7 protein-coding genes are annotated in these 5,857 nt (G+C 39.1%); 5 read left to right on the forward strand and 2 right to left on the reverse strand.

The features are described from left to right. From AC4GME_RS10780 to AC4GME_RS10800, 5 genes are all read left to right on the forward strand, one after another. On the forward strand, positions 1-1,476 hold a 1,476-nt coding region (locus AC4GME_RS10780; RefSeq protein WP_490379377.1), incomplete at its 5' end, for a calcium-binding protein. Positions 1,477-1,672: 196 nt separating this feature from the next. Continuing rightward, complete coding sequence (locus tag AC4GME_RS10785; RefSeq protein ID WP_490377281.1) at positions 1,673-3,064, forward strand: TolC family outer membrane protein; 1,392 nt, start codon at positions 1,673-1,675, stop codon at positions 3,062-3,064. Next, positions 3,061-3,669, forward strand: a complete 609-nt coding sequence (locus AC4GME_RS10790) for an OmpA family protein (protein WP_490377280.1) — start codon at positions 3,061-3,063, stop codon at positions 3,667-3,669. The genes AC4GME_RS10785 and AC4GME_RS10790 overlap by 4 nt, the downstream gene beginning before the upstream one ends. 96 nt (positions 3,670-3,765) lie before the next feature. After that, positions 3,766-4,326 carry a heme-binding beta-barrel domain-containing protein gene (locus AC4GME_RS10795; RefSeq protein WP_490379378.1) on the forward strand — a complete coding sequence of 187 codons (561 nt, stop codon included), beginning with the start codon at positions 3,766-3,768 and terminating at the stop codon, positions 4,324-4,326. After that, a complete protein-coding gene (locus AC4GME_RS10800; protein WP_490379379.1) occupies positions 4,323-4,634 on the forward strand; it encodes a hypothetical protein in 312 nt (103 codons plus the stop codon). Before AC4GME_RS10795 ends, AC4GME_RS10800 begins: the two co-directional genes overlap by 4 nt. Before the next feature lie 78 nt (positions 4,635-4,712). On the opposite strand, the gene hisIE is transcribed toward AC4GME_RS10800, so the two are convergent. Further along, positions 4,713-5,342, reverse strand: a complete 630-nt coding sequence (gene hisIE, locus AC4GME_RS10805) for a bifunctional phosphoribosyl-AMP cyclohydrolase/phosphoribosyl-ATP diphosphatase HisIE (RefSeq protein WP_490379380.1) — start codon at positions 5,340-5,342, stop codon at positions 4,713-4,715. Beyond that, positions 5,339-5,857, reverse strand: a 519-nt coding sequence (gene hisF / locus AC4GME_RS10810) for an imidazole glycerol phosphate synthase subunit HisF (RefSeq protein ID WP_490379381.1), incomplete at its 5' end; no start/stop codon positions are given. The genes hisIE and hisF, both read right to left, overlap by 4 nt.

Consider the following 5,857-nt stretch of genomic DNA (forward strand, 5'->3'; position numbering starts at 1 on the left):
AGTGAAGATGGTAAAACCATCATATTCAGTGATGGCACAGTAGCAGAAGCTAGTGATCCTATCCATTTTAATAATGGACTTGGAGTAGGTATCGATGCTGGCACAGGCAGCGAAGATCCAAACCGTATTGATGTAGGAGAATCTATTACGTTTGATTTCCCTCTTAACATGCATAGCATGTTAATGGATGTTAAAAACACCATTGACGATATCATATTGATTGAAGCTACAGGTGTTGAAATACCAACTGCATTAAGCACACTATCAGGCACACTAAGTGGTGGTGTTTTTGATGGTAGTGCATCGTCTGTAACCATGACAACACCTGATGGAACACCTGATGGAAGAGAATTGGGTAGTACTGATGAATTCACGTTAAATCCAGTAACTGGTGATTATGAGTGGAACATTGACTATTCAGGAGAGGATATTGAAGGTTTACAAATCAACCTTACTTGGGTAGTTGATGGAACAATTTTTAGTAATGGTGGAGATACATTTGCCTTGTATGTAGATGCTGGCATGGACAAATTGACACTTATGAATGCCGGTGACGAAGATGCTAATGGCTATCAAATTAATGAGCTTTCTTTTGCTGTAGATGCCATTGATAGTTATACATACCCTATTGATATAAACGCTGCTCTTGTTGATGAAAGTGAAATTAGATCAGAAGTTTATCTAAGTGATTTCCCTGATGGTTCCTCTATCACTGTTGTACATACGGATGGAACTGAAACTGAAATTATTCCAGAAGTAAACGGTGATGGTAATACTATCTTTGCCCTTGATCCGGATAGTTTTGATGTTGATGGGATGTTTATTGACCAGATCTACTTAACTACAGCTGATGAGTTGGTGAGTGAATTTGCTCCTACACTTGCTATTACGACTCTTGATACAGCTAGTTATGTGGCTCAAGGTGATATTACTGATGAAGCATATACAATCCTCGGCGGCTCTGATAGCTCACAATTTACCGGCAGTGAGGGTAATGATTATATTGATGGTGGTTTAGGTGATGATACGCTTATCGGTGGTTTAGGTGATGATACGCTAATTGGTGGTCAAGGTGTTGATACCTTTGTATGGTTAGCTGGTGATGATGCCGGTGATGATGCTATCGATTATATTAATGACTTTGATCTTGATAATGACTTATTGGATTTAAGTGATTTGTTAGATGGCGAAGAGCTAGATAATTTGGAAGATTATTTACAGTTCACATTTAGTGATGGCGATACAAGGATTGAGATTGATGCTGATGGTAAAGATGTTGAGACTGACCCATTTGAAGTAAGCCAGACAATTGTACTTGAAGGCGTTGATCTTGCTGATGAATATGTAAACAGCGGAGATCCTATCACTAACGAGGCAATCATTAGCGGTTTGAGCGGGGATGGTGCTTTAATCATTGATGAAGGTGAAGTTGCCATTGAATTCCCGGCTCTTGAAGAGGAACCATTATATCCTTAATATTTTTAGCATAAAATATTGCGCTAAAACTCAATATTTATCCGTTAGTAAGTGGTGTGAACTGCTTATTAACGGATAATTTTTTATCAATTAAAAAAAAATTTAAATTCACCATGCAGAAATGATATTAGTAACTAAAATAATGATAGGCAGTAAAACATAAAATATAAACAATAAGTTATGAAATGGAGGTAAGATGAAAAACTTCAATTTTATATTGGCTAAAAGAAGTGCAATAGGGATATTGTGTTCAACTATGATGTTCCCAGCAATTGTTAATAGTCAATCATTAGAGCAAGCCGTCGCATACACCTTAGATACTCACCCTGATCTTAGCGCTGCATTTACCCAATTTAAAGCTAACGAGCAGCAAATTTCCCAAGCCAAATCGGGTTATTGGCCAACGCTTGATTTAACCGGTGGTTATGGTTACGAATACACTGACAGCCCTGGCACTAGACGCTCAGGTAGCTCTGGTGATAATACCGAAGAGTTAATGCGTGGCGAATTAGGTATTAGCCTAAAACAAAATATTTTTAGCGGTTTTCATACCAGCAGTGAAGTCGATCGAACTAGCTTTGCTACAAGTGCAGAGCAATGGCGTTTGTTTTCTGCCGCTGAAGATATCGCGTTGCAGAGTATTAAAGTCTATGTAAATCTAATAAAAACTGAACAGCAGGTTGCTTTGTCAGAAAAGAATCTCGCTGCTCATGAAGAAATTTACGGACAGATCAAAGAGCGCACCGATTCCGGGTTAGGCAGTACAGCCGATTTATCACAAATTAATGGACGGCTTGCTAAAGCGCACTCAAATTTAATTGCAGCAAAAAATAATTACCTTGATAGTAAAGTGCAGTTCTATAGAGTGATTAACCAACAACCTGAAAATTTAGTTATACCTGTCCCCGATGCGGATATGTTGCCAAAAACTGAAGAAGAGGGGTTACAAAAAGCTTTAGATAACCATCCTATTCTTAAATCATCGAGTAATGATATCACGGCAGCCAACTACCAATATGACGCTGCAAAATCAACTTATTACCCTAAAATATCGTTAGAGTTAAGTGCAAATTATAATGATAATTTGGATGGTGATGATGGTAGTTTTGGAGATGTTGGTGGTGAAAATAATGAAGCACTGGCGATGATACGCTTTACCTACAATATTTTTTCCGGTGGTAGGGACGCAGCTTATGCAACTGAAACTGCCTATAAGATAAATGAAGCAAAAGAGTTAAATCGCAGTGTGCACCGTCAAGTAACGGAAGGATTTATCCTTTCATGGAATGCATTTGAACAGTTAAATATGCAGAAGAAATACATTAAAACACATGTCGTTGCCTCAAAAGATACGCAGTTTATGTATAACGAGCAATTTAGATTAGGGCAACGAACCTTGCTCGATTTACTTGATACAGAAAATGAACTTTATCAAGCAAGAATAGATTTTCTTGAAGCTGAGTTTAATGAAATAACCGCGCAGTACAGAATACTGCATGCTACTGGACTATTATTGGACTCGTTACGAGTAACTCGTCCATCAACTTGGTCAGGTGAAGAGCAATACGAAGGAGGCGTAAGTCAATGAAATTTATAATCATGTGTATTTTAAGCCTGTTTATAGCAGGATGCTCAACAGAAGCAATCGATATGGCGGCTGAGCCGACAGTGCAAGTAAACGATCTTCGAGATTATGAAGGGGACGGCGTAATCAAAGCAAGAGATATTTGCGATGAAACACAAGTTGGCTCTCAAGTTGATAATAGTGGCTGCGGATCGGAAACTGTGCATAAAGCTAAACGTGAATTGCTGATTAACTTTGCCAACAACTCTTATGAGGTCGTACCTAAATATTTCCCTGAGATTGAAGAATTAGCTAAGTTTATGAGAAAATATCCACAAGCTAATGTCACCATTGAGGGGCACACCAGTAAAGTTGGTACAAAAGAGCATAATGATAAATTATCTCAAAATCGTGCACAGGCGATTAAAGATATATTAGTCAGCAGATTTGAAATAGAGGAAAAGCGCCTTACGGCACTCGGCTTTGGTTTCGAACGTTTATTACTTGAAGGTAATGATGAATATATCCATGCTCGTAATCGTCGAATTGTCGCCGAAATCAGCAGTCATAAAATAATTACTGATCTGAAGTGGACAATTTACAGTGTTGATGATCGTGTCGAGGACTAGTAAACTGCCATTTAAAGTCATCTGTTCCAAGTAGTTTGACTGTCGATATTTAGGGCTCCAATCGGAGCCCTTTCTTTATTTTAAAGAGGTCATTTAATGAGCGAAAATAGCATGATTAATTATGGTCCGCTGACTGGACTTATTGGCGTTTGGGTAGGAAATAAAGGGGCTGATATCTCACCGGAGCCTGATGGTATTGAAAATAATACCTATTATGAAACACTGAGCTTTACTGAAGCTGGAGAGGTGAGTAATGCCGAGTCACAGCAAGTCAGTGCAGTTCATTATATGCAAAAAGTACAACGCATTAGCGATAATAAAGTGATTCACCAGGAGACTGGATACTGGATGTGGGATCAGGCAAACGATACGGTGATGCATTCATTAACCATTCCTCGAGGGATGTGCGTGCTTGCTGGCGGTAAATTTAGTGAAAGTGAAAGAACAGGCATCACCTTTGATGTACAAGCGAGTCTGGATCAGCAAGACTGGCAATTAATTCAATCTCCGTTTATGCGAGACAATGCCAAAATGACAAAGTATTCACAACAGGTTGTTTTAATTGGAAATAGCTTATCTTATACGCAAACTATGGTGTTAGATATTTACGGCAAGATTTTTGATCACAGCGATCAAAATAAACTGGTACGCCAATGAGCCTGATTAGTAAACTGTTTGTGTTGCAGGTTAAAACTTGGAATGCTTTTACCTATGCGTGCCAAGGGTTTCAAGAGTTTCAGCAACGTATATGGATAGTGAGTATCCAAAAAAATGCGACTGAGCAGGGAACTTTGCTCAATGATACCTTTGTGGTCAGTGAAGATAGCTTTTCATCTCCTATGTCATGGATGCATAAACGGGGTTATAACGAAGTCATGATCAGCAAAGTAGATAAGATGCCACGTTCAAAAGTTGTCAAAATTAGTGTTGATGATGAATCACATAGTTTAATACGGGTTAAATAAAGTTCTTTATTCAATAAAAAAGCCCGTACTTAATATTTAAGTACGGGCTTTTTAATAAAATACGTTTATAAACGTCGCTTATTTACTATGACGCTCTTGTAATTTAGCCGCTATATCTGAAAGTTTTAAACCCTCATTTTGCAGTAATACTGTCAGGTGATATAACAAATCAGCACTTTCACAGGTTAGTTCGTCCATATCTTTAGCCATAGCAGCCAGTGCAACTTCGACACCTTCTTCACCCACTTTTTGTGAGATACGTTTTGTACCACGAGCATATAAACTTGCTGTGTAGCTGCTTTCTGGATCCGCGCCTTTACGACTAGCGATCACTTGCTCAAGATCTGCAATAAAAGTCAGAGCGGGTTGTAAATCACCTTTAAAGCAGCTTTCTGTACCTAGGTGGCATGTTGGACCAACCGGCTCAACGATTGCTAGTAGCGTATCGTTATCGCAGTCTGTGCTGATTTCAAGTACGTTTAAGAAGTTACCAGACTCTTCACCTTTACACCATAAACGCTGTTTAGTGCGGCTAAAGAAGGTCATTTTGCCACTTTCAAGTGTTGCAGTTAAGGCTTCCTGGTTTACATAACCTAGCATCAAGACTTTACCTGAGGTGCGGTTTTGCACAACAACAGGCATCAGGTTATCAACTTTTGCCCAATCCAGTGAATTAAGCTGTTGTTCATTCATTAGTATATTGCTCATAATCTGATCTCTACTTGCTGTGTTTTAAGGTAAGCTTTTAACTCACCAATATTAATTATCTGTTTATGGAAAACGCTGGCGGCTAATGCGCCATCAACATCTGCTGTGTTAAATACATCAGCAAAATGAACCATTTCACCTGCACCGCCAGATGCAATCAAAGGCACATTACAAACTGCACGCGCCTGGCTTAGCTGCTCTAAATCGTAACCACAACGGACGCCGTCCTGGTTCATCACGTTCAGTACGATTTCACCCGCACCACGAGACTGCACCTCTTTGATCCAATCAAAGGTGTTCCATTTTGTTGTTACTGTTGCTTTTTCATTACCGGTAAACTGTTTCACTTGATGTTGACCCGTCTCTTCGTCAAAGTAAGAGTCAATACCAATAACAATACATTGCACGCCAAATTTTTCAGAGAGACGATTAATTAAACTAGGATCCGCAAGTGCTGGACTGTTGATTGATACTTTATCTGCGCCAAACTCTAAAATACGGCGCGCATCTTCTTC

This window comes from Psychromonas sp. (genome assembly GCF_983033635.1).